The 21,723-nt window shown below is 56.6% G+C and carries 15 protein-coding genes; 12 read left to right on the forward strand and 3 right to left on the reverse strand.

Annotation, left to right across the window (positions count from 1 at the left end):
- Positions 1–172: 172 nt before the first annotated feature.
- The 3 genes from ABD971_RS29595 (at position 173) to ABD971_RS29605 (ending at position 5,257) form a co-directional block, all read left to right on the forward strand.
- Entirely contained in the window at positions 173–1,648 is a 1,476-nt protein-coding gene (locus ABD971_RS29595; RefSeq protein WP_339942582.1) for a Do family serine endopeptidase, read from the forward strand.
- Positions 1,649–1,998: 350 nt separating this feature from the next.
- The gene (mutL, locus tag ABD971_RS29600; protein WP_345327317.1) at positions 1,999–4,071 is read left to right on the forward strand and encodes a DNA mismatch repair endonuclease MutL; all 2,073 of its coding nucleotides are present in this window, start codon (positions 1,999–2,001) and stop codon (positions 4,069–4,071) included.
- Between the two features lie 289 nt (positions 4,072–4,360).
- Complete coding sequence (locus ABD971_RS29605; protein ID WP_345327318.1) at positions 4,361–5,257, forward strand: response regulator; 897 nt, start codon at positions 4,361–4,363, stop codon at positions 5,255–5,257.
- 213 nt (positions 5,258–5,470) lie between these two features.
- Here the strand turns inward: ABD971_RS29605 and ABD971_RS29610 are convergent, their stop codons facing one another.
- Positions 5,471–6,640 (reverse strand): aldose 1-epimerase family protein, encoded by a 1,170-nt coding sequence (locus ABD971_RS29610; RefSeq protein WP_345327319.1) that lies wholly within the window; start codon positions 6,638–6,640, stop codon positions 5,471–5,473.
- A gap of 271 nt (positions 6,641–6,911) precedes the next feature.
- Between ABD971_RS29610 and ABD971_RS29615 the strand changes: the two genes are divergently transcribed.
- The 6 genes from ABD971_RS29615 (at position 6,912) to ABD971_RS29640 (ending at position 14,228) form a co-directional block, all read left to right on the forward strand.
- Positions 6,912–8,162, forward strand: coding sequence for a hypothetical protein (locus tag ABD971_RS29615; protein WP_345327320.1), 1,251 nt, complete (start codon positions 6,912–6,914; stop codon positions 8,160–8,162).
- A 55-nt stretch (positions 8,163–8,217) separates the two neighbouring features.
- The gene (locus ABD971_RS29620) at positions 8,218–9,243 is read left to right on the forward strand and encodes a sugar phosphate isomerase/epimerase family protein (RefSeq protein WP_345327321.1); all 1,026 of its coding nucleotides are present in this window, start codon (positions 8,218–8,220) and stop codon (positions 9,241–9,243) included.
- A gap of 71 nt (positions 9,244–9,314) precedes the next feature.
- Positions 9,315–10,445 (forward strand): Gfo/Idh/MocA family protein, encoded by a 1,131-nt coding sequence (locus ABD971_RS29625; RefSeq protein ID WP_339942588.1) that lies wholly within the window; start codon positions 9,315–9,317, stop codon positions 10,443–10,445.
- Positions 10,445–10,705: a DUF4404 family protein gene (locus ABD971_RS29630; protein ID WP_339942589.1), complete on the forward strand. Its 261-nt coding sequence runs from the start codon at positions 10,445–10,447 to the stop codon at positions 10,703–10,705. Before ABD971_RS29625 ends, ABD971_RS29630 begins: the two co-directional genes overlap by 1 nt.
- Positions 10,706–10,902: 197 nt before the next feature.
- Positions 10,903–11,826 carry a formate dehydrogenase accessory sulfurtransferase FdhD gene (fdhD, locus tag ABD971_RS29635; protein WP_345327322.1) on the forward strand — a complete coding sequence of 308 codons (924 nt, stop codon included), beginning with the start codon at positions 10,903–10,905 and terminating at the stop codon, positions 11,824–11,826.
- 44 nt (positions 11,827–11,870) lie between these two features.
- Entirely contained in the window at positions 11,871–14,228 is a 2,358-nt protein-coding gene (locus ABD971_RS29640) for an FdhF/YdeP family oxidoreductase (protein ID WP_345327323.1), read from the forward strand.
- Between the two features lie 280 nt (positions 14,229–14,508).
- On the opposite strand, the gene ABD971_RS29645 is transcribed toward ABD971_RS29640, so the two are convergent.
- The gene (locus ABD971_RS29645; RefSeq protein ID WP_345327324.1) at positions 14,509–15,414 is read right to left on the reverse strand and encodes a fructose bisphosphate aldolase; all 906 of its coding nucleotides are present in this window, start codon (positions 15,412–15,414) and stop codon (positions 14,509–14,511) included.
- Between the two features lie 354 nt (positions 15,415–15,768).
- On the opposite strand from ABD971_RS29645, the gene ABD971_RS29650 reads away from it, so the two are divergent.
- Positions 15,769–16,449 (forward strand): DNA-3-methyladenine glycosylase family protein, encoded by a 681-nt coding sequence (locus tag ABD971_RS29650; protein ID WP_345327325.1) that lies wholly within the window; start codon positions 15,769–15,771, stop codon positions 16,447–16,449.
- 128 nt (positions 16,450–16,577) lie between these two features.
- Here the strand turns inward: ABD971_RS29650 and ilvB are convergent, their stop codons facing one another.
- The gene (ilvB, locus tag ABD971_RS29655) at positions 16,578–18,353 is read right to left on the reverse strand and encodes a biosynthetic-type acetolactate synthase large subunit (RefSeq protein WP_339942594.1); all 1,776 of its coding nucleotides are present in this window, start codon (positions 18,351–18,353) and stop codon (positions 16,578–16,580) included.
- A gap of 289 nt (positions 18,354–18,642) precedes the next feature.
- Here ilvB and ABD971_RS29660 point away from each other — a divergent pair, with 289 nt between their 5' ends.
- Together ABD971_RS29660 and ABD971_RS29665 are read left to right on the forward strand one after the other, a co-directional pair.
- Entirely contained in the window at positions 18,643–19,032 is a 390-nt protein-coding gene (locus ABD971_RS29660) for a fluoride efflux transporter FluC (RefSeq protein WP_345327326.1), read from the forward strand.
- Entirely contained in the window at positions 19,029–21,719 is a 2,691-nt protein-coding gene (locus tag ABD971_RS29665; protein WP_345327327.1) for a hypothetical protein, read from the forward strand. The genes ABD971_RS29660 and ABD971_RS29665 overlap by 4 nt, the downstream gene beginning before the upstream one ends.
- The last annotated feature ends 4 nt before the right edge of the window (positions 21,720–21,723 follow it).

Raw genomic sequence — 21,723 nt, forward strand, 5'->3', positions numbered from 1 at the left:
CACACTCACGGCACGCCGCGAAGTGTGACGACCGCAACTCTGGGGGATGCCACATTGCTGGGGGACGCAGCGAGGGCTCGCTACAATGAGGGTTGGTTCGGCGATCGCGCCGGGTAAAGATAAGCGGGGCAAGGACAGTTTTTTTAGATTCGATTCGTTGGGAGTCACCGTGATGGATAATCTGTGGAAGCGTGTAAGCGCCGTGTTGGCGGCGATGTTGTTTGGTTCGCTACTGACCGGTGCCGTGCTGAGCTTGCCTGAGTCGCTGCACCGCGACAGCCTCGCTCAAGACCAGTCGCGGGTACCGATGCAAGGCCAACACCTCGACACCGCGCAGGATCTGTCGCTTTCGTTTCGCAACGTTGCCGAAGCTTTGCGACCAAGTGTCGTTAGCATCAGCACCAAGCAAACACAAATTGTCGGAGGCCGGCAAAACCAGCGACGCGCGTTACCGCCCGGTTTCGAAGACTTTTTTGGTTATCAACCTCAAGCTCCTCAGCGGCGTGAATCCGAAGGGATGGGCAGCGGCGTGATCGTCCGCAAAGACGGCTACATCCTGACCAACAATCATGTCGTCGAAGGCGCCGACGAAATCAAAGTCCAACTGAACGACGGACGCATTGTTCAAGGAAAAATGGTCGGCACCGACCCCCAAACCGACTTGGCGGTGATCAAGGTCGATTTGGATGGACTGCAACCCGTGCTGTTAGGCAGCTCGGACGACATCCGTGTTGGCGATTGGGCCTTGGCGATCGGCAGCCCATTTGGTTTGGAGCAAACGGTCACTGCGGGAATCATTAGCGGCAAGAACCGGGTGCAAGGAATTGTCGACGATGGAAATGGCTTCGAAGACTTCCTACAAACTGACGCCGCGATCAACCCAGGCAACTCGGGCGGCCCGCTAGTCAACTTGCGAGGCGAATTAGTGGGGATCAACACGGCGATCCTGTCACGCAGTGGTGCAAGTGCTGGGATCGGGTTTGCCATCCCCGTCTCGTTGGCCAAACCGGTGCTCGAATCGATCATTGAATCAGGCCAAGTGAGACGTGGCTTCTTGGGTGCCCAGGTGGTCGATGTGACTCCCGAGAGTGTTAAAAAGTACAACCTCTCGGTGAACTCAGGTGCATTGATCGGTGGATTGCTCGAGAACCAACCGGCAGCGAAAGCAGGCCTGCAACCCGGCGACGTGGTCACCAAGTTGGATGGCCGGCCGGTGCGATCGGGAACGCAGCTGCGAAATTACATTGCCAGCCGGCCACCAGGCGCCGCCGTGGTGATGGAAATCATTCGCAATCAAAATACATCGCAAGTCACCGTGAACTTACAGGAACGAACGGACGAGGCGATGGCAATGTTTGGCGCGGGATCGCTGTTTGGCGCCGAATTGATTCCCGTGACTCCGGAAACCGCCAAACAATACGGTTACGAAGGACTGCGAAGCGGTTTGATTGTGGCGAGTGTCGAGGACGGCAGCATTGCCGCCCAGGGCGAATTGCAGGTAGGCGACGTCATCGAATCGGCAGCGAACATCCAAGTATCGTCGGTCGATCAGTTGTCGCTGATCTTGGACGAATCGCAAAAACAGCGGCAACCGCTACGATTGGTAGTCCGACGTGGCAACGCCCGAATGTTATTGGTCGTCCGCTAAAATCGCGGTCGATTGACTTCGAGGTAGTGGATGAGGCTACGAATCCCGCAGCATCCCCGCTTTCGCAACAGAGAGACTTTCGCAAGTTAGATTAGCAGTCTGATAGCCCGCTGCGGATCGTGCCGCAGACTGGTGGGCTTCGCCCATCAATGGCGAGGGACTCGTTGCCTCGTCCACTACGGCTGCGCGGGACTCGTTGCCTCGTCCACTACGGCTGCGAGGGACTCGTTGCCTTGTCCACTACGGTTGTGGTGGGGATTGGTGAGCTCTTCCAACAACTCTCTTGCATGCATTGGATTTCAGACGGATTCTCGGTTGTTGATTTTGCGTAAAACGGTACATTCGTAAGGATGACTGCTACTGCAAAACCGCTGCCGACCATCCGTCAATTACCCCCCAATCTCGTCAACAAGATCGCTGCGGGCGAAGTGATCGAGCGACCGGCTTCGGTCGTGAAAGAGTTGCTGGAAAACAGTGTCGACGCAGGCGCCTTTCGCGTCGAGGTGACGATCAATGGTGGCGGCACCGAACTGATCCGCATCAGTGATGATGGTTGCGGAATGACGACAGAGCAGCTGCCGCTTGCCGTGGCCAGTCATGCGACCAGCAAACTGCCCGACGAGGAGGCGTTATTCCACGTCCACACGCTGGGGTTCCGCGGCGAAGCATTGGCGTCGATCGGCAGTGTTTCGCAATTGACGATTCGCAGCCGCACTGTCGCCGACGACTGCGGATCGGAAATCAATGTTCGCGGGGGTGTGATTGAATCGCCGACGCCCTGCGGATGCCCGGTCGGGACAGTGATGGAAATTCGCAACCTGTTTTTCAACACTCCCGTGCGCCATCGTTTTTTGAAGACGGCACAAACCGAGCGGGGGCATATCGTCGAAGCGTTTACGCGAATCGCATTGGCCAATCCAGACAAGCACTTTGTCTTGACTTCCAATGACAAGACGCTTTACGACTTGGCGCCGACGACGCGATGGTCTGACCGCATCGCGGAATTTTTTGGTGGCGAGATCGCCGATTCGCTGATCCCTATCGAAAGCGACGACTCTCAGATTCGCGTCAGCGGCTATGCCTGCGACCCGTCGGTCAGCCGCGGCAACAATCGCATGCAGTACATGTTCCTAAACGGCCGGCACATTCGTGACCGTTCGCTGCAACACGCCCTAACCGAAGCGTACCGTGGGCTGTTGATGGTAGGCCGTCACCCGGTGTGTTTTCTAAGGATGGAAATGCCAGCCGACATGGTCGATGTCAACGTGCACCCGACAAAGTTAGAAGTGCGATTCACCGATGGTGGCCGCGTCTATGGACGATTATTGCAAACGCTGCGATATCAGTTCTTAAAAACCAACATGACGCATCGTGTCGGCCCTGCGTCGACACCCCAAACCGACACCGATTCAAGTGGTGGCACACAAAGCAGTGACGTCGCGGCTCCGGCACCGAGTGTGCTGGGACTTCCCAGCCGCGTCGAAGCCGAACAGCGCCAAGGCGTGATCAATTGGGCGCGTACGGGCGAAAGCCCCTCAATGCCCGCGAGTCTGTCGCCCACAAGTTCAATGCCAGCGGGCCCCTCCGCAGCAAGCACCTCGCAATCAATGCCATCGATGTCGGTGCCGGGATTCCGCCCCTTTCCCGGCAACGCTCCGTTCTCCGCGAATCCTTTGCCGGGGACCGCAGCGGGTGGTGCGCCGGGCAATGGCGATGCAGCGACGGGCGCCGCAGTGCCGCCGACTGATCCGGCAACAGGCGAACCTGCCGAGCTTGCTCCGTGGGATCCCCAGCCCGCCGCGAGCGATGGCAATCCGACGGTTTGTTACCTGGGGTTTCAAGTCCATAACCGCTATCTCGTCACACAAGACGAGAAGGGGATGGTGGTCATCGACCAACACGCGCTTCACGAGCGAGTGCTTTACGAACGAGTCAAGGACAAGGTGCTAGGCGGATCGGAGCGATTGGAATCGCAGCGTCTGCTGGTTCCCGAGCCTGTTTCGTTGACTCCGGCCGAACGCACCGCGGCGCTTGATTCCAAAGAAACGCTGGCCAAGATTGGCATTGAGATTGACGATTTTGGTGGCGAGACGATCTTGATCCAATCCTACCCGGCGATGCTAAAACGCATGTCGCCTGGCGACATGCTGCGGACGGTATTGGAATCGGTGATGTCGGCAGGCAAAGAGCCGGACGCCCAAGACCTGCTGAATCATTTGCTCAGCACGATTGCCTGCAAAGCCGCCGTCAAAGCGGGCGACCCGCTCACACGAGAAGAGATCACCAGCCTGCTGGAACAGCGTGATTTGTACCAGGACACGCACCATTGCCCGCACGGACGCCCCACCGCTTTGTTCTTTAGCCGAGACGAACTGGACCGCATGTTTGGCCGCTTGGGGCCTCGTGGACGAGCCAAAGGATAATCATCAAGCGGGCCCTCTACAAAGCGACTTCGCATCGCCACAGCGTGAATGGCTGACACCGTAGCGAGGGCAAAAATCTTGCCCTACTGGCACAGCATCGCTCCACACTGCAGCCGGCATTGGTCTAAACTATAGAATGCACGCGCCTTTTCGAGTGTGGAACGGAGCCTTATCTAGTTGACTCGAGCCCTACCCTGGAACGCCCCCCCTGAATCGCTGGGCCTACAAGATCGAGCTCGATCAACACGGTTCGCGTGCGTTTCTGTTCCACCTAACCAACGAGTCCATGATGGCATCTATTTTACTGTGCGAAGACAGCCCGACGCATACGGTGCTGATGCAAACGTTGCTCGAAGACGACGCTCACGAGGTACGCTGCGCTCAGGATGGACGCGAAGCGATGGCATCGATTGCCGAGCACATGCCCGAGTTGGTTGTCACCGATTTGCGAATGCCCAACATGAACGGACTCGAACTAGTCCAAGCGTTGGTGTCTGAACAATCACAGTTACCCACGGTGGTCGTCACGGCGCGAGGATCCGAGGACTTGGCGGTCGACGCACTTGCATTGGGCGCGGTGAATTTTGTCCCCAAAAACTCACTCAACATGCTGCTCAATCCTGTCGTACGGCAAACGATCGCCTACTCGGGCAGCGATCGATTTTCGCAGCCGCTGTCGGGACAACTGCGTTCACCCGAGTTCTATTTCAAGCTGGGCAATTATATTGAATCGATCAATCCGGCGACTCAGATTGTCATTCAAGCGCTGGCGGCCTCAGGAAAGCTTAATCCCACAAATCGAATCCGCATCGGCATGGCGGTGGCCAGCGCGTTGTTTAATGCGATTTGCTATGGCAATCTGGAACTCAGCGACGAAGATCCGATTGTCGCCAAAGTCATCGCCGGAGACACCGACAGCCAGGCTGAACTGACGAAACGTGCAGCGTCGGACCGCTATCGCAAACGCAGCGTCCACTTGAAGGTCTCTGGTGGCGACAAGGACACACGAATCTCGGTTTCCCATGATGGTAATGGCCGACTCGCTCGCTTCAACCCCGCCCCCGGAACGCCCGAATCGTTTGAATTGGAGCAGTGCCGTGGGATGATGCTGATCACCAGTTTTATGGACGAAGTGATGTTCAATTCAGGTTTCAGCGAAGTCGTGATGGTCAAACATCACGCGTGAACCCGAGTGCCAACGTAAGTCGCCCACGGCACGACTGCCGAAGCCCTCGCTCCCTGGCCCTCGTTGCCTGGCCCTCGTTGCCTGGCTCAGCCCAAAGCGGCATTGCGTTTCGTAGCGATGCTCGCCAGAGCGTGGATTGTTGGCGAGCAAATACGAATCACCACCGTCTGGCGACGGCTGCTACATCGAAGATAAAAATGCGTTAGTGTGCCATCACAGCGACCAACCCACCTTGGGGTCATCGTGGATTTGCGGAGCGTGAATCGCAGAGAGGCTCTTGATTCGGCTGCTAACCTTTTCGACCGCCGTTTCGTCGGTCAGCACTTCCAAAGACAAACGGAACGAGACCGTATCGGCGGGCTCAATCGTGACCACACGCCCCTGTTCGGCCTCGAACGAACGCGTGTTGGGAAAGTTCGTTGCGGGCTCCATACCAACGACGTAGCCATCACTTTTGGCGCCGGTGTTCTTCCACAAAATGAAATTGGGAAGCTGGCTGACATTAAATGTGACCGCCATGCCACGATTCTTTTCCGCACTGCGGAGCATCGCGGTGGTTTCGCTCGAATCGTCGCACACCAGGTTGGCAAAGTAGACACGTTCCTGATAGCCCGATTCGGGTTTACCAAATTGGTTCCACGTCTCCAGTTCGCTTGCCGACAATGCGTCTTTCGGAGCAAGTTCTTCGCAGGCCGCTTCGAGCACCGCGCCAGGTTTCAGAATCGGCGAACCGACGTTGATGTGATACAGCAACTGCATCGTTGTTGGAGTCGACAATTCGTTGGTGACGTCATCCAACAGATCCACTCGGTAGCTGCCGGCATGGACTCGCAATCGCGTTCTCATCCTCAAACGCTTGAAAAACAGTCGTGATTCGATGACTTCGCCAATCAACTCGAGCCGTCCGGACGCCTCGTCGTATTCGATCGATAGCGAATCGGCAGCCAGGTTCCCGATCCGTCCGTGCAGCGGGTATTTCAACTTGCCAGAATCGTCGAACTCAGGGGCTCCGTTGCTCTCCAATCCACAGCGGACGACCAATTCGTCAAACCCTTCGAGCCAACCGAGACCGCTAGGGTCGAACAGCGGAACTTGGGATGGATGGACCGGGCCGGTGACGGGCGAGTCCCAGCCGAAGCGAATCCCCTCGGCCTCGATTTTCCAGATTGACATCCCGCGAGTGGGTAACACGATGACCCGCATCACACCGGTGTCGATTTCGACGACTTCGACGTTATCCGACGCGCCACCAACAAAACGGCCATGGCGGGTTTTGATCTCGCCCATCCGTGTTTCGATGTCCATCGACAGGGGCGAGTCGCTATCCCAGGCGATTTGGGGCTCGCGGCGGTCCCATTTTCGAAGTGCGACAATTTCTGCCATGATCTATGAATCTTTGAATGCGAGGGCAATTAGGCGTCAGTGGATATGATCGAAACGAGTAAGGTCGTCTTTTTAACGGTTCTGAATCGGTGACGTTCTTGCCCGTTCGTTACGAAGCAAATAAAACATAACTTCCTCAGAAACCAATTTAGGGCGTCCATTTCAGCCCACCGAGCATTTTCGACTTCACTTGAACACGCTCGGTGACCGAAGAACACGTTTCCAGCCTGAACATACTCTTTCCCTCCGAGATTCAAAGGTACTACGATCGATGAGTAACGTTAAGCTGGATGAAGGCTTAATTAAAGGTGACTCCGTTGCGGGAATCCTCGACTCCGCCATGGACGCAGGCGAGGGATTGTTGCGATTGACCCCCACTTGGGTGCCACGATCGTTTTTGCATCCTGGACGTCGGATCAAGTTGCACCCCGGCGATTATTATCGCTTTGGTGCCGACCGTGGCGGTATCGACGAACGATGGTTTGGCAGTACCACCGAGGCGGCCAACGAAGGTCGAGTTTGGCACGAAGGATTGAGCTTTGTCCTTTTCGAAGGCAAAAAGTTCATGCTGAAGGACGCCGTCTCCGAGCGTGGTAACGATATTGTCGGCGAGGCGATCTATTCAAAATACGATCGTTGGCCCGTTTACTCGAAATTCTTTGACAACATGGGGCCGATCCCCCATCACATGCACCAAAGTTTCGAAGACGCCAAATTGGTGGGCCAAGAAGGCAAACCCGAAAGCTACTACTTTCCACCACAGCTGAACAACGTCGACAACAACTTTGCCTACACGTTCATGGGACTCGAACCAGGAACGCAGAAGGAAGACGTGCGTCGCTGCTTGGAAAACTGGAACGCTGGCGACAACGGCATCCTCGACCTCAGCCGCGCGTACCGACTCAAGCGAGGTACCGGTTGGTTGATTCCGCCAGGCGTCTTGCACGCTCCGGGATCGCTCTGCACGTACGAACCACAGTGGGGCAGCGACGTGTTCGGGATGTACCAATCGATCGTCGAAGGCCGCTATGTGCCTTGGTCGCTGTTGGTCAAAGACATGCCCGAAGAGAAACACCAAGACCTCGACTTCATCGTCGGCCAATTGGATTGGGAAAAGAACGTCGACACCCACTTCAAAAACAGCAACTATCTCGAACCGGTTCGCGACGAAGAACGCAGCGGCGATGGTTACGAGGACTTGTGGATCGTCTACGGCACCGTCGATGGCGAGCAGTTGTTCAGTGCTAAAGAGTTGACGATCCAGCCTGGTGCGAAATGCACGCTGCAGGATCCCGGTGCGAGCAGCTGGATCACCGTTCAAGGCCGCGGCCGCATGGGATCACTCGATCTGCAGACGCCCGCGATGATCCGCTTTGGTGAAAACACTTCGGACGAAGTCTTCATCTCGCACGTCGCAGCAACGAAAGGCGTCGAGATCGAAAACCTTGGCACCGAACCGTTGGTCGGACTACGGTACTTTGGGCCGAACACCCACAAGAATCTGCCCAAGGCCGGCAGCTAACACGGCTAAACGAAACGCCAGCGACTCACACGAACACTTTTAGGAAATCAAAGCGATGAAACTTCACAATGCAATGTGGCCCGGATTGGTGGGCAAAGGAACGGACGAAGGCCAAGAGCCACCGATCAGCCTCGAGCGGATGCTCGACTTGACCGCTGCGGCTGAAGTCGACGGCCAAAAGTTTGATGGCATCGATTACTTTTTGTTCCTGCCGCACACCAATCCCGAAGCCAGCGACGACGAGATTCGCAAGATCGCGGACTTGATCGCCAGCAAAGGGTTGGCGGTCGGATCGTTGGTCGCGCCGATTTGGCCGGGCACCGTAGGTGATTCGGCGATGGGTGATGCCGAGCAGCAAGCCAAGTTCCTATCGGCCGTGAAGATGGCTTGCCGTATCGCGGGGATTTTCAACGACCACGGCGTGCGTCAATACGGAGCGATCCGCATCGACAGCGCCGAGTTTGGTGTCGAAAAGTGGCGTGAAGACCCTAAGGCGAACACGCAAAAGATTGCCAACACGTTCAAGGAAGCAGCCAAGATCGCGGCCGACCATGGCGAGCGTCTGGCGGCCGAAGGTGAAATCTGCTGGGCTGGCATGCATAGTTGGAAAGACATCCTTGATCTGCTCGAAACCGTCGGGATGCCCGAATCGCTTGGATTCCAAGCCGACTTGGCGCACACCTATCTGTACTTGATGGGCTACAACGCGCCCGAACATGCACTGTTGCATGAAGGCTACAGCGACGAAGAGTTCTATGCGGCCTATGAAAAGATGACTGACAAACTTCGCCCCTGGACGATCGACTTTCACGTCGCGCAGAATGATGGCGAGGTTCACGGTGCCGGTTCGCACGACAAGACCGGAAAACATTGCCCGGCGGATGACCCCAACGGCAAACTGGATATCGTCAAGTGCTCGGGATATTGGCTCAAAGACGCCGAAAAACGTGGCATCAAGCACATTTGTTGGGACGGATGCATGTTCCCCAATGCGACGCTCGAAGACCCGCACACATGGAACACGATTCTCGATACCATGATCAAGGTCCGCGACACGCACTGCACCACGCAGAGTGCTTAAACCGCTTTTGCTAACGCTGCACCGCGAACGAACCGAACTCGCCTTTCAAACGCAACAAGGAAACACACACGATGAAGCCGCTTAATATTGGTATGGTTGGATACGGGTTCATGGGACGAACTCACTCGAACGGTTATGCCCAAGCGAACCACTTTTTCCCATGCGAATACAAACCGGTTTTGAAGGCGGTGTGTGCTCGTAACAAAGAGAAGGCGCAAGCGTTCGCGGACAACTGGGGTTACGAATCGGTCGAAACCGATTGGCGTGAGATGCTGAAGCGTGACGACATCGACGCCATCGATGTTTGCACGCCCAACAACTTGCACAAAGAGATTTCGATTGCCGCTGCCGAAGCGGGCAAGATGGTACTGTGCGAAAAGCCGCTGGCAATGAATCAAGCCGATGGCGAAGAGATGTGCCAAGCGGTCGAGAAGGCCGGTGTGAAAAACATGGTCTGGTACAACTATCGCCGTGTCCCTGCCGTCACGCTGGCGAAACAGCTGATTGACGAAGGTCGCTTGGGACGGATTTTTCACTACCGAGCTAACTTCCTGCAAGACTGGACGATCAACGCCGACGTGCCTCAGGGCGGTGCGGCGACCTGGCGTTTGGATGCCGAAGCGGCCGGCAGCGGCGTGACCGGCGACTTGTTGGCCCACTGTATCGATACAGCACTTTGGCTGAACGGCAGCATCAAGGATGTTTCGGCCGTCACCGAGACGTTTGTCAAAGAGCGGATGCACAGCGAAACGGGCAAGAAAGAGCCGGTCAAGATCGACGACGCTTGTAGCTTCCTCTGCCATTTCGATAACGGATCGCTCGGTTTGTTCGAATCGACACGTTACGCTCGTGGACACAAGGCGCTGTACACGTTTGAAATCAATGGCGAACATGCCTCGATTCGCTGGGATCTGCACGATCTGCACCGCCTCGAATACTTTGACCATGCCGACGATTCGATCGTTCGCGGTTGGCGAAGTGTTCACATCAGTGACGGCGAACAACCGTACATGAAAAATTGGTGGGTTCCCGGTTTGAACATCGGTTATGAGCACACGTTCATTCACCAAGTCGCCGACTTCCTCAAATCGCTGGAAACCGGCGAACAAATGCACCCCAGTTTCCGTGATGCACTTGAAACGCAAAAGGTTTGCGACGCGGTCTTGGACAGTGCAGCACAACGCGCCTGGAAGGACGTCTAATGACTCGCGAAGACCTACTCTTGGCATTGCAAACCGTTCATCAAGAACTGGAAAATGCGGACGACCTCGCTGACGAGGACGTCGCCCGGTTGCGGCAAACCATGGCCGAGATTGAAACGGTACTGGGGCGAAGTGATGACGAAGAGAGCACGCTGAGCGAGCAAATCAGTGAATCAGCACGTCAATTTGAAAAGTCGCATCCGCTGCTGACCAACACCCTCGGCCGCATCGCCGATATGCTGCAGCAAATGGGCATCTAGGTTCGGCACTGCTGTTCCTTTGCCTGAGCTCGACGTCGCGAAAGTCGCCAAGACTTTCGGCCCGAGCGGGCGAACCGGACGAAAGTCTTGACGACTTCCGCTAAGGGGAAGGCGGCGACGAGGCTCGCGGCACCGTAGAATGAAAGTGGACACGGCAGCGAACTGGAAACGCCATTCCTGGATCGACGAGACACTTCATGACTCCCCCGCCCCCGCCCCCGCCCCCGCCCCCGCCCCACCGCTCGCAAGCGACTGACACGCGGGCTGAAAAACGGGCCGGTGAAAACGGTGCACGTCAATTTGAGGTCCAGCAAGTACGAGCCGACGCTGCCGCCGTGGTTTCAGATCTCGTGGCGATCGAAGAACCGCTCGAAATCCGGGTGGTGATCGACGAGGACGGCAGCAAGAAAGACCGTTCGATCTCAATCACCATGCGAACTCCCGGTGCCGACGAACAGCTCGCCGTCGGCTTCTTGGTCACCGAGGGGATTGTGAGCGAGCGTGAGGATGTGGTTGCGGTTCGCCCGTGCCGCAGCGGTTCGGTCGTCCGCGTGCGACTGCGAGACACGCTGCAGGTTGATCTTCAGCGGTTGCAACGACACTTCTTTACCTCCAGCAGCTGCGGGGTTTGCGGCAAAGCGTCCATTGAATCGGTAGCGGTGCAAATTCAATCGCCGCTCAAACCAGGCACCCCCACGGTTGCCGCCGAAGCCATCGGAAAACTCCCTGATCGGCTGCGTCATGCTCAGAGACTGTTCGATCAAACCGGAGGTCTGCACGCCAGCGGATTGTTTGATTGCGAAGGCAGCTTGCTAGCAGTCGAAGAGGACGTCGGACGCCACAACGCGCTGGACAAGTTGATCGGCGGACAATGGATCGACGATGCCAGCGTCTTTGCTCGCTCGATTCTTGTCGTCAGCGGACGGATCAGTTTCGAATTGGTGCAAAAAGCATTGGTCGTGGGAATTCCGATCATGGTCGCCGTGGGAGCGCCATCGAGCTTGGCGATCGAATTGGCACAGCGGCACGGAATGACGCTGATCGGATTCACCAAGCCCGATCGTTACAATGTTTATCATGACTGCAAGCGAATCGTGGCGAATCAATTGCCGCCATCCTAGAAACGACTTGCTCCGCTCAATCACCTCCTGATCGAGGATTTCCCATGTCCATCGCAGACCAAGCCAACAACGTGGTTGCCACGGCGATTCCGACCCCGCACGGCGACGTGTGGCTGTTGCCTGCGAAATCCGACGATAAGTTAAGACTGAAACCGGTCAAACAGAAATCGACAGGCGTCTCGGCGGTCTTAAACAGCTTTCGATACGCCTGGGGCGAGGCGGGGGTCGTGCGTGGGACGCTGCCGCTGTTGCAGCTGAACCAGAAATTGGGGACCGATTGTCCCGGCTGTGCTTGGCCGGATCACGACGGCAAACGGGCCACGTTCGATTATTGTGAAAACGGCGCCAAGGCGGTTGCGCACGAAGCCGACACGCGGAAACTGACCGCCGATTTTTTTCGCTCGCACAGCGTCAGCGAACTCTCGACGCACACCGATTACTGGCTCGAACAACAAGGCCGGCTGACCGAACCGATGGTGCTGCGTGAGAACGCAACGCACTACGAACCGATCACGTGGGCAGATGCCTATGCAATGATCGCCGACGAATTAAATGGGCTCTCATCGCCTGATCGAGCCGCCTTCTATACCTCCGGCAAAGCGACCAACGAAGCGGCGTTTTCCTACCAGTTGTTTGCTCGGCAATTCGGCACCAACAATCTCCCCGACTGTTCGAACATGTGTCATGAATCGAGCGGTCGAGCAATGTCCAAGATGATCGGGATCGGCAAAGGCACCGCCAAACTCGACGACTTCGAACAGGCTAATTTGGTCTTGGTAGTTGGCCAAAATCCTGGGACCAACCATCCGCGGCAACTGATCGCGCTGCAACAAGCCAAACGCAACGGTGCCAAGATCATTGCCGTCAATCCGCTGCCCGAAGCAGGGTTGATGGGGTTCATGAATCCTCAAGAAGCACTCGGAATGCTAGGCGTTGCTACGGAGCTTACCGACCTGTTTTTGCAAGTCAAAATCAACGGTGACATTCCGCTATTCAAAGGGATCATGAAACAGATGATCGAGTGGGAGGATGCCGAACCGGGCTCGGTGATCGATTGGGGGTTTGTTAACGAGTATGCCGCAGGTTTGGATGAACTGCTTGACGACCTTCGCAGTGCCGACTGGGACACCTTGGTGATTCGCAGCGGGATCGATCGTGAATCGATGCGGCAGGCGGCTGATTGGATTCGTTCGTCGGAAAAGATCATTTTGTGCTGGTGCTTGGGAGTGACTCAGCATACCAACGGGACACAGAATGTTTGTGAGATGCTGAACTTGTTGCTGTTGCGGGGTGCGATCGGCAAACCCGGAGCGGGACCGTGCTGCGTCCGCGGGCATAGCAATGTGCAAGGTGACCGCACGATGGGCGTGTGGGAACAGCCGAAGGAATCGCTGCTGGATCGCCTGCAATCGGTGTTTGACTTTGATCCCCCGCGAAAACACGGCTTCGATTCTCAGCGGACGGCGTTGGCACTGCATCGCGGTGAGATTGATGTCTTCGTTTCGCTCGGAGGCAACTTCTTGATGGCGCTGCCGGACACTCGCTATGCCGCCGAGGGGCTAGCCAAAACACGACTCAATGTGCGGATCGGAACCAAGCTGAATCGAGCCGATTTGGTGGCCGGCCGGCAATCACTTATTTTGCCCTGTTTGGGCCGAACCGAAGAAGACGTTCGCGAAGCAAGCAATGGTCGTCCGCCACGCAAACAATTCACCAGCACCGAAAATTCGATGGGCGTGGTTCAGTCGTCGCAAGGCAAATTGACACCGGCATCCCCGAACCTGCGCAACGAGGTGGCGATTGTCTGCGAGATGGCCGCAGCCACGCTGGGGGACCGCGCCAAAAACCCATGGCGTGCCTGGGCAAACGATTACGACTTGATTCGTGATGGCATTGCCGCAGTGATCGATGGCTGCGAAAACTATAACGAAAAAGTTCGCCAACCCGGCGGGTTCTACTTGCCCAACGCGGCTCGCGAGCGCCAATTCAATACCGACACCGGGAAAGCCAATTTCACCGTCAACCCGATCCCACCAGACACGATCCAACCCGGCCAATTTGCGATGACGACGGTGCGGAGTCACGATCAATTCAACACGACGATCTATGGCAATCACGATCGCTATCGCGGTATTCTGAACGCTCGCCGTGTGGTGATGATGAATGCCGCGGACATGCGAGAAAAGGGACTGCAATCACGCGACCCTGTCGCGGTCACCAGCCATCACGCCGGAGAGACACGTACGCTGCAAGATTTTCAAGTTGTCGAGTATCCGATTCCTCGCGGGTGTGTGGCAATGTATTACCCCGAAGCCAATCCGTTGATCCCAATGACCAGCACCGATGCCTCGAGCAATTGCCCCTCGTTCAAACACACCGCCGTGACGATCGAGCGGTGCTAGAGCCACTGCCCGCGTTCCGTTCCATCGGGTTGTCAACGCCGATTTCACCATGCCCGCGGCTAATGCCGTCGGCTCACAAAAACAGACCAGCCTTAAGGTTTTTGCCGCTAACAATTGTAGCGACAAGCATCAGTCACCTCTCCCAAAATTCATTTTGGGAGAGGCCAGACAGGCCCCTTACAAGGGCCGCATCCGGGTGAGGGCCGACCGCGCACGTTGCGTGCCCCCCGGCTCCCGCCTGCTTCAGCGCCCTCGGTGCCGCATCACTCAATGCGGTCGCTTACAACGCGTGGGGCGTCATCGAAGCATCGAAAATGCTTTGCACGGCGCGGTCCAGTGCCTCGTCAAATTCTTGCTTCGTCTGGTCCGCTCGCAAATCTTGCAGCAGAGCCCGAGAGAAACTAGCGACAACGTGAGCCTGTTTACGCAGCCGCATATCCGCTTCCTCGCGGCTGTATCCTCCTGATAGTGCAACGACTTTGACGACCGCGGGATGCTCGACGCAGTCCAGATACAAATTGTCTTTCTCCGGAAGCGTTAGCTTCAGCATCACAAGCGTCTTGCCGTCCAGGCGGTCCAACTGCTTGATCAGAGCGTCTTTGAGAAGCTCTTCCGCTTCTGCCTTTTCTTTGCAGTGGATGTCGACTTCCGGTTCAATGATTGGCACTAGACCTGCCGCGGCAATTTTTTTGCCATAGTCGAACTGTTGTTCTACGATCGCATCGACGCCCGACTCGTTGGCCAAGTGAATTACCGATCGCATTTTCGTACCAAACACCGGTTGCTGTTTGGCAAGATCGAGTTTGGCATCAAGTTTGGGCATCGGTTTCATTAGCTGTACGCCATCGCTCTGCTCGGCAAGCCCTTCATCGACTTTCAAAAACGGTACAATTTGCTTGACGTTCCAGAGATAGTCTCCCGTGGGGCGTCCTTCGACTTGTCGCCGCAATGTGTCTTCGAACAAGATCGCCCCGATGATACGATCCTTCGTCAGACTGTCGCTCGTCAGGATCCGAGTTCGCATTTGATGGACCACCGCGAACATTTCTTCGTCGTTACTCCACCCCGACTCATCGACTCCGTATTGCCCGAGTGCTTTGGGGGTGCTGCCGCCACTTTGGTCCAGTGCTGCAATGAAACCAGGGCGAGTGCGAATGACGTGCAATTGTTGTTCAAAGGGGCTCATAGAAGAGTCTCGTTGTTTTTGTAATCGTGGTGCTGTGGGATCGCCCACCAATGGAAATGAGCGTGCGGTGTTTGATAGAAAATTCGCACGGTTCTACTTGAGCACATGTTGAGCATATGACGCGCCAAACGACACTACAGAATCATGCCCCTGAGAGCCTCTCTGGGCGACTCGAATGCAAAGAACCGCAAATTGAGCTACAAGGGAATTATTGGAACGCCAGAAATCGGGCTAATAATTTTCGCCCCACCCGCTTTCACCGTCAGCAGAATCGTGCTCAGCGTGCGGTAGGGGACAGTTCCTTGACTTGCCGTGACCATAATCCAAACACCTAGCCAATCGAGCTCGCCGAAAATGAACCGCACCAAGCCTCGCATTTTCACATCGCGAACGCTGAAACGCTATTGCCGCGATCTCGCGACGACAGAACCGGTGTTTGGTCAGATCATCGATCGCCATGGCTACCCGCCGATGTGGCGACGCGACCCCAGCTTTGAAACGCTCGCACGTATCATCTTGGAACAACAAGTCAGCTTGGCTTCGGCACAAACAACATTTACGCGATTGATCCAGCAACTAGGCAGCCTCACGCCCAAAGTCATCCAAAAGGCCGATGATGACGTATTGCGAGGATGCGGCGTCAGTCGCCAAAAAGCACGCTACTTGCGTGAGTTGGCCGGTGCGGTGCAAAGCAAGACGCTGGTCCTTGAAGAACTGTCCCTGATGCCCGACGACGAGGTTCGCCAATCACTGACGGCGGTCATCGGCATCGGTCACTGGAGTGCGTCGGTGTACTTGATGTTGGCACTGAACCGCACCGATCTGTTCCCGTTGGGCGACGTGGCATTGGTCAACAGCATGCTGCACGAATTCGCACTGGAGACTGTGTCCGACAATAAACGCACACCGCCAACCCCGAAAGTCGTGGCGGAACTTGAAGCGAGGGTCCAGCAGTGGTCGCCCAACCGCACGATCGCCGCGTACATGCTGTGGCACGCCTACATTCAGCGAAAAGGGATCGTGGTGTTCGCGTGAGTTTTGCGGCGGAGCGTTTTAGTTGGGCGAATTAGACAATCGGCGAGCCTACAAGATTACAAGGCAAAAAAAAATCGCCGACGTTTTAACGCCGGCGATTGGTGAATTTCTCGCGATTGTTTGGCCGCTTATTCGAGGATCATGTCGTCGACGGTTTGACCGCCGGGGATCATCGGCAACACGTGTTCTTGATACGGCACTTGAACGTCCAACAAGTAAGGTCCCTTGTGCTCGATCATTTCGCGAAGAGCGCCTTCGAGGTCCGCTTTCTTGCGAATCGTTGCGGCACCACACCCGTAGCCTTGAGCGATTTTAACAAAGTCGGGATAGCGTTCTTCGGCGTAGCTGAATCGGTCCGCGCTGCTGTTTCCGGCAGCCTCGTCGTGGTGAATCGGGCCAAGGTAGGTATGCGCCCGGTTGCGATCCATGAAGCGGTCTTCCCACTGAACCACCATCCCGAGGTGCTGGTTGTTCAACAACAACACCTTCACTGGCAACTCTTCACAGAAACAAGTCGCCAGTTCTTGGATGTTCATTTGGAAGCTGCCGTCCCCATCAATGTCGACGACCAACGAGTTCGGGTGAGCCGCTTGGACACCCATTGCCGCGGGCAGACCAAAGCCCATCGTGCCGAGTCCGCTGCTGCTGTGCCAAGTCCGAGGGCGACGGAATTGATAGAACTGAGCCGCCCACATCTGGTGTTGGCCGACGCCGACGGTGATGTAGGTATCCATTTCCGCCGTGATATCGCTGAGCGTCTTGATGGCGTGTTGCTGCAGAATGCCATCGAAGTTCTCGTCGTACTTGAACGGATACTTCGCTTTCAATTCATCACAATGTTTCTGCCATGCCGCGATCTCTGGCTTTTGAACGACCTTGTTCAATTCCGTCAACACTTGCTTCACATCGCCACGCACGGGGATATGAGCTTGTTTGTTTTTATTCAATTCCGATCCGTCGATGTCGACGTGGATGATCTTGGCGTCTTTGGCAAACGCTTCAACTTTGCCCGTCACACGGTCGTCAAAGCGAACCCCCAGCGCGATCAACAAATCACAATCACGGACGGCGTAGTTGGCGTAGGCGGCTCCGTGCATCCCCAGCCATGACATCGAGTGCTCTTGTTCGGGCGGGACCGTACCGATCCCCATCACGGTCGTGGTCACAGGGATCCCTGTCTTTTTGACAAATTCGCGAAGCTCTTCGCTGGCACTACCGATGACCACCCCGCCCCCGGCGTAGATCATCGGACGACGAGCCAGCTTGATCGCTGCGGCGATTTGACGGATCGTTTCGCTCGGAACCGGCGTTGGTGTCGGATCGTAACCGGGCAGATCCATCTCGGGATCCATGTCGATCTCGGAAGTGCCAAGCTGGATGTCTTTGGGCATATCGATCAAAACGGGCCCCGGCCGACCGCTGGTAGCGATATAGAAGGCCTCTTTCATGATCCGTGGCAGATCGGCTAGATCGGTGACCAAATAATGATGCTTGGTAATCCCACGACAGATTTCGACCATCGGCGTTTCTTGGAACGCGTCGGACCCAATCGCGCCGGTGGGAACTTGGCCGGTGATACAGAGCATCGGAATGCTATCGAGCTTGGCGTCCGCGATGGCGGTCACGAGATTGGTCGCCCCGGGACCGCTGGTCGCCATCACCACACCGACTTTTCCGGTACTGCGAGCATAGCCTTGGGCGGCGAACGCGCCCCCTTGCTCGTGACGTGGCAGAATCGTGCGGATTGAATCGCCAAAGCGGGTCAACGCTTGATGCAGCGGCATGCTGCAGCCGCCGGGATAGGCGAACAGTACTTCGACGCCATGATCCACTAGCGATTTGACCAGGATATCGGCTCCGGTCATGACTTTGGATTTAGTGGGGGCGGCTTTTGCAGTACTCATCGGTTACGTCAACACAAGAAAGGAAAGGAAACGTTCAGTCGTTTGGGGAACAATCGTTCGTAGATTAAGTGCTCAATCCGCCCTCAAGGGTTCACCCTGATGGGGATTCACTGCGGCAAATTAACTGCGTCGCGTCCTAAACAGCCACCCCCCCGGGAGTGGCGAGACATCAGTCTCGAAGAGGGGTCTCAAAAAACTGGCGTTTACGCGGACGGCCGAAACTCCGAACCTACGCATCTAAATTAAGTTCGTGCCCCAACTTAGGCAATGGTTAAATCGGTCGGTGTTGATGAGTAGTTGGCTCAATCTAGCAGTCGTAGCGGTCGGCGGAGCGGTAGGATCTATCGCCCGTTACGGGATTACGCTTGCAATGACGTCCATTCCCGGAGGCAGCTCGATGATCGGTACCACCGTTGCTAATGTTGCTGGATGCGCCGCAATGGGGGCCCTAGCGGAATACAGCCTCCTTAACGACCATTTCCCCCCAAGATTGCTGTTGGGATTGCGAGTCGGATTTTTGGGGGCCCTCACCACTTTTTCGACCTTTGCTGCCGAGTCGATGCTGTTGGCGGGGGAACAACGATGGCCCGCTGCGGTTTTTTATGTCGCCGCAAATTTGTTTCTCGGATGGGCAGCCCTCTTTTTGATGGCAAACCTCGTAAAAGGATGGTTGGCATGAAATTGCGGACTTCTCAGCTCGATTTTCTGCAAACGGCCCTTGGCTTGCCGTTGCTAGCACACCTGTACGCCCGAATCGGTCTGGCCGCGCTCGGGGTGTACATCACCACAGTCGTTTCCGGATCCTTGTGGGCCCAAGCCCCGCTGGAACCGACCGCCGCCTACACCCAAACCGAATCGCTTCGCGAAGACGCGGCACTTCGCGCGATCGCGTTTTCACACGATGGCCAAACCGGGATCGCGGTGGGAGACCACGGCGTTATTTTGCGATCCAGCGACGGGGGACAATCCTGGCAAATCCAACCGAGTCCGGCCGACTGCGTGTTGGCCGACGTGATTTGGATCAACAACAAAAACGTCGTTGCCGTCGGCGGCCAATACGACCGGATCACCTCGCTCAGCCGCGGCGTCACACTGTGGTCCGACGACGCCGGAGTGAACTGGCGACGCGGGGCGGATAACGAATTACCCCGACTCGGCCGACTCGCGCGACGATCCCAAGATAACGCGGTCATTGCCACAGGCGATTGGTCCGCAATCGCGGAATCTCGCGAGTTCGAAAGCCACGATGCGGGCCGCAGCTGGAGCAGCACGGGTGAATTGGAAGGAATTCCCGCTGTCCAAGCCGAATCAAAATCAGCGGTCCGCTTGGCGTGGGTCGAAGCGACTGGAGCCCCCATGGTTGTTCGCGATGTCGTTGAAAGACGCACGGACGAATTGTTTGCGGTGGGGGATCACGGCGTGATCCTGCACAGCGACCGTGCGAGCGGGCGTTGGCAAACGATCCGCGGCGAGCAGCGTCATGCTTCGATCCTGGTGGTCGCCAAAGACCCTTCGTCGCTGGCGTGGCCTCTTGTCGGTTCGGAAACGCTCGAGTCGCATCAACGTGTCGCGATTGTTCTGCAGCAACCCGAAACCGTCGGCCACAGTGACACTGCGGCGCTGCAGCGGCTGCATCGCACCCGCCAAGCCGCGTCGGCCTTGGCCGCTGCAGCGGTCGACACGATCGACCCTGACGAAACGATCGAAGCCGAAGCCAAAAACTGGATCGCCATTCACCGGCCCGCTGTGGTGGTGATTGACGAAGCACTTGATCCAAGAACGGCATCGGCATTTTCACAAACCGCCATCTCAATGGGGATTACTCGCGTCGTTCGATACGGTTTTGACGCGGTCGGCGACAGCACGCTGCACCGCAATGCGATGCTGCCGTTTGCCGGAGTATTGGCCGGTGACATCTGGGACGACTCGCTTCAAATCGCATCACCCGAGAGCGGAGCCAAAGACACCGTCTCGCTCCGCGTGATGTACGATGCTTCGGGGAATCCACCGCGAGGCGAATCGGTCACGACCGGACTATCACTTTCCAAACATCAACGTTTGGCGGGTAAGTTAACAAAGGCAAACCGGCGTCAATTGCAAGTCGTTCAAGCTCGTTTGAGCGAATCCAAACGGGTAGAGCAAATGATTCAATCAAGCTCGACAGCCGATTTTTTTGCACGCGGCCTCAAAACACTGCTCAATCAAACCGCGACTCACGATCAACTTCGTTTGGCATGGAGCATCCATCGCCGACTCGCCTCGTACGATGCCGATGAGTTCCCCAATGCGATTGCATACTTAGAAATTGCGCTGGCCGAATCGGCCGAACGATTCTCGGATCGATCGTTCGGAAAATGGTCCGCACTACGGCTAGCGGCGATCAAGAACAGTGCGGAATGGCAAACGCTGCATGCGTCGGTTTCGCGTAGCTTGGCGCTCGCATCGAGCACCGCACCGGCGCCAGCTCAACAGGCTGCGGTGTCGCCGTTTCAAGTCGAAACACCCCACAGCGGCGTGATGCAAGCGTCGGCGGTTTCACCGCTCCGCGTCCCCGAGGCGACCACGATTCAAGTCGGCAGCCAACGTGTACAGCAAAATCAAACGGAGGTCGATTTGGCATGGGAGTTTCATCCACTTGTCTTGATCGCAAGCGAAGCGGCGCGGCAACGCGGTGATAGCGAACAACTTGAATTGATGGGCCAAGCCTCGGGCAATTACCGCCGTCTGCTGGCCAGCCAATCGCCCAACCCTTGGACGCGACTGATTGCTCCCGGTGGCACTCGCGGTGACCACAGCGACATCGCACCCGGCGATGCGCGTTGGATTGCGATCCCCACCGACGGACGCCCAAAATTGGATGGAATCGCCGAGGAAGCCTGCTGGACGTTGCCGCCCGCAAAGCCTGCGATTCGTGACGACGTCTCGAGCCTGCAAATCGCCTACGATGACGAATTCGTTTACTTTTTCGTTCGCTGTGCTCGCGCCGCGTTTCAACACGCTCCGGCGACCAAGACGGCCAACAAGAACCGCGATCATGACTTGAGCCACTCGGACCGACTACGGATCTCGATTGATACCGACCAAGACCTGATGACCGCTTATCAATTGCAAGTCACCCCGTCGGGTAAAACCCGCGACAGTATCGATGGACAAGCTGGATGGCAGCCGACGTGGTACGTTGCGGTCCAAGAAGCGGGCGAAAGTCTTCATTTTGAACTCGCCGTGTTGCGACGCGATCTGACCGAGCTGCCGCTGCAACCGGGGCAATCATGGTTCCTCAGCGCTGCGGTGGTCGCGGCCGACACGGAAACGTCGCTACCGCCGATTCCCGATCCGACACTATGGAAACGCATTACGTTTCGCTAGTCTG

It is taken from the genome of Novipirellula rosea, assembly GCF_039541335.1.
In the GTDB taxonomy this organism is placed as follows: domain Bacteria; phylum Planctomycetota; class Planctomycetia; order Pirellulales; family Pirellulaceae; genus Novipirellula; species Novipirellula rosea.

Excerpts from the sequence above, each read along its gene's own strand:
- ABD971_RS29595 (WP_339942582.1), top strand. The coding sequence starts at position 173 with ATGGATAATCTGTGGAAGCGTGTAAGCGCCGTGTTGGCGGCGATGTTG.
- ABD971_RS29605 (WP_345327318.1), top strand. The coding sequence starts at position 4,361 with ATGGCATCTATTTTACTGTGCGAAGACAGCCCGACGCATACGGTGCTG.
- ilvB (WP_339942594.1), bottom strand. The coding sequence starts at position 18,353 with ATGAGTACTGCAAAAGCCGCCCCCACTAAATCCAAAGTCATGACCGGA.
- ABD971_RS29665 (WP_345327327.1), top strand. The coding sequence starts at position 19,029 with ATGAAATTGCGGACTTCTCAGCTCGATTTTCTGCAAACGGCCCTTGGC.
- ABD971_RS29610 (WP_345327319.1), bottom strand. The coding sequence starts at position 6,640 with ATGGCAGAAATTGTCGCACTTCGAAAATGGGACCGCCGCGAGCCCCAA.
- ABD971_RS29625 (WP_339942588.1), top strand. The coding sequence starts at position 9,315 with ATGAAGCCGCTTAATATTGGTATGGTTGGATACGGGTTCATGGGACGA.
- ABD971_RS29660 (WP_345327326.1), top strand. The coding sequence starts at position 18,643 with ATGAGTAGTTGGCTCAATCTAGCAGTCGTAGCGGTCGGCGGAGCGGTA.
- fdhD (WP_345327322.1), top strand. The coding sequence starts at position 10,903 with ATGACTCCCCCGCCCCCGCCCCCGCCCCCGCCCCCGCCCCACCGCTCG.
- ABD971_RS29620 (WP_345327321.1), top strand. The coding sequence starts at position 8,218 with ATGAAACTTCACAATGCAATGTGGCCCGGATTGGTGGGCAAAGGAACG.
- mutL (WP_345327317.1), top strand. The coding sequence starts at position 1,999 with ATGACTGCTACTGCAAAACCGCTGCCGACCATCCGTCAATTACCCCCC.
- ABD971_RS29645 (WP_345327324.1), bottom strand. The coding sequence starts at position 15,414 with ATGAGCCCCTTTGAACAACAATTGCACGTCATTCGCACTCGCCCTGGT.
- ABD971_RS29650 (WP_345327325.1), top strand. The coding sequence starts at position 15,769 with ATGAACCGCACCAAGCCTCGCATTTTCACATCGCGAACGCTGAAACGC.
- ABD971_RS29630 (WP_339942589.1), top strand. The coding sequence starts at position 10,445 with ATGACTCGCGAAGACCTACTCTTGGCATTGCAAACCGTTCATCAAGAA.
- ABD971_RS29640 (WP_345327323.1), top strand. The coding sequence starts at position 11,871 with ATGTCCATCGCAGACCAAGCCAACAACGTGGTTGCCACGGCGATTCCG.
- ABD971_RS29615 (WP_345327320.1), top strand. The coding sequence starts at position 6,912 with ATGAGTAACGTTAAGCTGGATGAAGGCTTAATTAAAGGTGACTCCGTT.